Origin of the sequence: Bacteroides sp. Phil13 (genome assembly GCF_001940965.1) — a bacterium.
Lineage (GTDB): Bacteria > Bacteroidota > Bacteroidia > Bacteroidales > Bacteroidaceae > Bacteroides > Bacteroides intestinalis.
This window is the reverse complement of record NZ_MSHA01000059.1, coordinates 1-5,424: the sequence shown is the minus strand read 5'-3', so window position 1 is coordinate 5,424 and position 5,424 is coordinate 1. Positions and strand designations below refer to the sequence as shown.

General features: G+C 37.6%; 4 protein-coding genes. All 4 read right to left on the bottom strand.

Annotation, left to right across the window (positions count from 1 at the left end):
• Positions 1-266 precede the first annotated feature (266 nt).
• The gene (locus BWI44_RS11515; protein ID WP_007667035.1) at positions 267-557 is read right to left on the bottom strand and encodes a helix-turn-helix domain-containing protein; all 291 of its coding nucleotides are present in this window, start codon (positions 555-557) and stop codon (positions 267-269) included.
• Complete coding sequence (locus BWI44_RS11510) at positions 554-907, bottom strand: type II toxin-antitoxin system RelE/ParE family toxin (protein WP_007667031.1); 354 nt, start codon at positions 905-907, stop codon at positions 554-556. The genes BWI44_RS11515 and BWI44_RS11510 overlap by 4 nt, the downstream gene beginning before the upstream one ends.
• 293 nt (positions 908-1,200) lie before the next feature.
• A complete protein-coding gene (locus tag BWI44_RS11505; protein ID WP_007667026.1) occupies positions 1,201-1,503 on the bottom strand; it encodes an STAS-like domain-containing protein in 303 nt (100 codons plus the stop codon).
• A gap of 542 nt (positions 1,504-2,045) precedes the next feature.
• Complete coding sequence (locus tag BWI44_RS11500) at positions 2,046-5,264, bottom strand: PL29 family lyase N-terminal domain-containing protein (protein ID WP_007667020.1); 3,219 nt, start codon at positions 5,262-5,264, stop codon at positions 2,046-2,048.
• Between the last annotated feature and the right edge of the window lie 160 nt (positions 5,265-5,424).

Below are 5,424 nucleotides of genomic sequence, written 5' to 3'. Positions count from 1 at the left end.
TCCTAAATAATTTATATAATTTCATCGTGCAATATATATAAAATGAGCATGAATATGAAATTCTGCTCTTTATAGAGAAGGGAAAATGGCATTTAGAGTTAGGTGGATTTCAGCCCATTTAAGCAATCTTGCATTTTAAGCCTACAAGGTTTCATCCCCAAGAAGAAAAGCGAAAATACGAATGCGAGAAAAGCAAGGGAAATGTCTAAACAAAAAAGGAACGCTCCCATTGTTAGTGGAAGCGTTACCTTTTTAAAATTAAAATATTATAGCTGAACCTCAATGTTAAGTTTACCACCAAGTCCACGCTCTACAATATCAAACAATGTTTTGAGAGTAATATTCTCTCCATCATTTTCGACTTTTGATATGAATGTTCGTTTCTTGTCAATACGACTTGCAAGTTCCGCCTGTGTCAAATCCAACTTCTCTCTGGCACTTCGTATTTTGAAACCGATGCGCAAAGCCACAAGTTCTCGTTCGAGCCGATCCCGTTCCGGCATCCCGACTTCACCGTAATATTCATCTTTAATCTGATCTAATGTCTTTGTATTCATTTGAATGTCTCCTTTCCTTTTTCTTCGTAATAATCAGTCATCAGGCGTTCAGCTCTTTTTATTTCTTCGGAGGGTGTCTTTTGGGTCTTTTTTTGAAAGCCACTTAATAGAACTACCAACTTGTTACCATCGAAGAAACAAAAGATACGAAATATATTATTGCCAAGCTGTACGCGAACCTCAAATAACCCATTAGTCCCCTCAATGTATTTTAGGTATGTCAAGGGTATTCGGTCTATCTGCTCGATAATATCTAATACTTTGATGATTTTATCACGAACCTTTTGCGGTTGTTGCTTGAAAAACTCATCAAAATAGCCTTTATATGTTACTACTTCTCTAACTTTCATAGAGCAAAGGTAATTTATAAGTTACATGTATGCAAGGAAAACAAGATACTTTTTTCAATATTGCATTGTGTTTAACATTCACGCAAAATAGGTAAATTGACAGTAAGGCAAGATTCCTTCCTCCAGTCACAGCAATACATCTGTGTCTTTTCTGCTTCATCTGGTTTTATTACATGGCTTTTAAGTTCTCTCACGTCATGTTGTATCTTTATAGAAAAGTCCTAAAAATGGTTTGCTTGGGGAAAAGAAAAAAGAGGCGATATTCATAAAATACCACCTCTTCCTATATTAAGTTATTCTGAACATATTATGGACAATCTCCGTCGAAGGGCTATCAGAACATTTTTTCGTGCAAAGTCATTTATATTTCTAAAAGTAGTTTTTTGCTTCAACTTATTAAACCCTAAAATAGGGATCAGTTTTGCGATACATTCATCTGCAAATGAATTGGAAACAACATTCACTCCTTCAAAGTCTAAAATCACACACTCAGAGGATTCGATAGTTGCTATCAAGTCCTGACGAACCTTTTCACCCAAAACCCGGGCTCCAAGGTTTTCACCGAATGATCTAAATTTGAATACTGTCGTTTTCATATTGCAAAGATAGTATTTATTTGATATGTAATCTACTACTTTATCTGGGTCTATACAGATGTCAGAGCGTAATTTAAGAATGATGACAGTACCCTGCTAATAAGGGCTATCTTCCACTTTCTTGCCTTCTTGTCCCCAATATAAATTCTTTCCGTCCGAGTATATGACAAGTTCGCTTTCACAATCCTTTCTCTTTATCTCCTCCGCAAAATCGACATTCAATTATAAAGTATATTTTCCGAAGGTTTGATTTCAAAACGATCTAAATAGCAGGAATTATGATAGTAAAGATATACTATACGCTTGAAATAAAAAACGAGTGTTCCTATATTCTATTCCATTATAAACGAATATATATCCACTTCCGATTATCTATATAAAAAAGAGTGAGACTGTCTCCCACTGGGTACAGCCTCACACAACAACATTTTACTTTTCACGATGGTGAAAAAAGGACTATTCTTCACAGAGTAGTTATGTTGTTTATAAGAAGAGGGTGTGTTTTGAACACCCTCTTCCACTCTTAAAGAATCAGTATGTTATTAATACTTTGTTCCATCCGTTACAATACCCGGAGTCGGCAATGTTGCCGGACGTTCCTTGTCTGCCGGATAAACCTGTACTGTAACATTGTGTTCAGTATAATCCGTAGGAGCCCAACCATAGTAAGCTTTAATGGTAACAACGATTGGTTGTGCACTGATAACTGCATCACCGGAGTTAACCCAAGTAAGGATACCAGGACCTTCACTCTCTACCTTACCATTCTGCAAAGACAGACCATCAACACGTACATTGGTCAATACACCGTCGTCAGCCAATACTTTATTCTTGGCGATGTCAACAACGTAAGTGATCTTCAATCCGTGCAAAGTACGCAGACCTACACCAACTTTATCCTTGTTTGAACCTTGTTCCCACCAGCCTTGTTGCTGAGTCGGTTCCCAAATGATACCGTTAGTTGTAGACTTGTGAGTATCATATATTCTAAACAGTCTGTACAACGGAACTTGATAACCGTATTCAGTCGTTGACGGAGCTTTGTCAATCAGATACCACTTGTCGTTAGTGTAATCAGCAAATGCAACCGGATTAACGAACTTAACATCAAAGATTGCGCTATTCGTAGCATTGTTTACACAGCCTGCTTTGTGTGCTTTCGCTGTACCACAAACAGGAGTAGTTGCATCATGGTTCGGGCAGTCAAGAATACCATTGAAGATAGAGTAAGCTCTAACCTTAATGTTCTTGTTTACCATCTTAGCATACTTGAAGTTACCATATTTACCGGCTGTAGCATCCCATGTATCATCCAATTTTATCTGATGCTTAACAGCACCTGTACCATCAGTTACTTCTGCGATTGTTACGCGCCAAGCACCATCAGCATAGAAGTTTGCCTTATTGTATTGACCTTCTGTACTATTATCTGTGATAATTTCGAAATGCAACGTAGAAGTAGCTTTCGGACAAGAAGAACCAGTGTACTTAGTGAAGCCATTTTCAAGGTAACCTTCCATTACAAGCGGGTTGTCATAGTCACTATTGTTCGTTGCATGACCGTAAACCAGCATGTTTTCAGTGCCGTTCCACATATTAGGATTGTAAGTCAATGAAGTTTCAGGATAATCAATCCTAAATTCATCTGTAATGACAACCTGTTTGTAAGCAGCTTCAGTAGACTTAGTTTCGTATGTGATTTCTACGGTATATAAACCCGGTAATGCATAAGGTTTAATATACAGTGGCAATCTGTTGTTTTGGTATGTACCATCTTCATACCATTCTACGTTTTGAATATTCATATAAACAGCATTAGCATGATCTGCATCAAGAATTTTGCCATCTTTCTTAATAACGAGTGTTCCTCGTTGATAATTCCACCAGTCAGTAGCTAAACGAATATAAGTATTAACAAACTGTTCCTTACTCATGTTCAAAGCATTGAATACCTTATCCATATCAATATATCCACCCAAAGTATTTTCCCCATCAAATGGCTGACACGGTAGTATCTGATCTTTTAAATGATCCAGTGCTATTGGTAACTTATCTTGCTGGATATTACGAACAACTTTCAATTTCAGCAACTTAGTCATAACCAATAATTTGTTATCACCTTCACCTGCATATAATGAAACCTTGATCATCGGTTCACGACCAATAGAAGCTGTATTTTCCTTATGGAATGAAATTTTGCTTCCGTCCAATACGAGATACTTCATCACTTCTTCTTTGTCGTATATTTCCGCACCTTCACTCTGGTCTACCTGAGCTTTTGTATAAGGTTCGATAGCATATTCCAAAGAAAGCTTGTCAAATCCAAGTTCTGTCAAAGTAGCTTGCCACTCAGAATTCTTGCCATCAAGTTCATTGATGCCTTTACCTTTATCATATCCAGTATTAGTATGAATACGGATAGCATATTCTTCAAGATATTCGCTCAAATCTGTAATACCATCGAAAGGAACGTTGATATTCACAGCAAGATCCGCCTTATAAGTATTCTTCTTATCTGCACTCCAAGCAAGCTGATACATACGGTGTAAGTCGCGGTTTAATGTCACGGCTTTGTCCAAATTGATATCTTTATTTAGACCAATCATAACATCTTCCTGTTCAACTACCATACGCTTCATTGTGATGTACTCAGAAGTAACAACACCGTCAGCAGCTGCACTTTCCTTGCTATTCTTTACCTGAAGAGCCAATTCATCAACTTGGTTTCCGAACTTATCTTTTTGCTCAATACCCTTACCACCATTCTTCACCAATGGATCATCAAAGAGGTTGCCATAGTGCATCATCTGCAAACCTTTGATAGGAACAGACAAGGTACCATCATTCAGCCCCCATGTGCCAATAGTTAACTCTTGAGCAATAGCTCTGGTTGTATAGGCCTTTCCATGATCGAATCCTAGAACAGTAAATGCATCTTTTGATATAGTGGCAGGATTAACCTTATAGTTCATGTTCAACCAACCTTCATACATCGTAATGTATTTAGCATCTTCCTTTGTATCTTTCTTGCTTGAATTATGCTCATAAATAGGACTGTTTTCCCAAGAAGCGTAGTCATAACCAATAACAGGGAAGAATGCAACTTTACCCAAATCTTCATTGATATTAGTTGTCATGTAGCTCAAGGAGCTCAAGAAACTATTGCTTCTTGCCAGTACAACTTTACCGCCATCTACACCACTCACATTGAACAATGTAATAGTATTGTCATCAGCAACAGCAGTTATAGTACCTGCAGGTAACCAAGTATTGCTTGTAGCCTCTCTTGTTTCGGTACCATCGGCTGCTACTGTAACCTTTACCCAAACCCCTTTTTCATCGCCTGATGTTCCTGGAACATAGTAAATGGTAGAAGCGCTAGTTCCGGCAGAACCTGATGCTCCTCTAGATGGTTTGCCAGTGTCAACATTGTCGATGAACCAGTTGCCATTTTCACCAATAGTGACAACAGAGCCAGGTTTTCCATCCTCTCCCTTATTACCATTAGTACCATTAGTCAATTCAAATTTGTTGCCATTACTCAGAGTAACAGTAACCCCTTTGTCTGTTTTATCAACGCCTGTAATAACAGAACCGCTATTGATCAAAGCATTGATTTGGTCAATTGCAGTCTTGTTGGCATCAATCTGCCCCTGCAAGTCCTTGATGTCGTCATCGTAGTCCTTACAAGACGTGAACGTTCCTGTAGAACCTATCATCAAAGCTCCAAACAGGATTGCACTTAGAAATTTTTTGTTCATAATAAAAAAACTTTAAATTTATAAAAATAAAGAATAATAAAAATTCATTTGTAAAACCTCACTTATTTAAAACCGTTACTTCATAGGTAATAAAATCTCGTTAAATCCGTTAACATTCAAGGAATAATGGCCATAAAAAGGCTATTTGGTGGGAGATGAG

What these genes read in the sequence shown, in the direction of transcription:
- BWI44_RS11515 (WP_007667035.1), bottom strand. Translation starts at nt 557, where the DNA reads ATGAATACAAAGACATTAGATCAGATTAAAGATGAATATTACGGTGAA.
- BWI44_RS11510 (WP_007667031.1), bottom strand. Translation starts at nt 907, where the DNA reads ATGAAAGTTAGAGAAGTAGTAACATATAAAGGCTATTTTGATGAGTTT.
- BWI44_RS11505 (WP_007667026.1), bottom strand. Translation starts at nt 1,503, where the DNA reads ATGAAAACGACAGTATTCAAATTTAGATCATTCGGTGAAAACCTTGGA.
- BWI44_RS11500 (WP_007667020.1), bottom strand. Translation starts at nt 5,264, where the DNA reads ATGAACAAAAAATTTCTAAGTGCAATCCTGTTTGGAGCTTTGATGATA.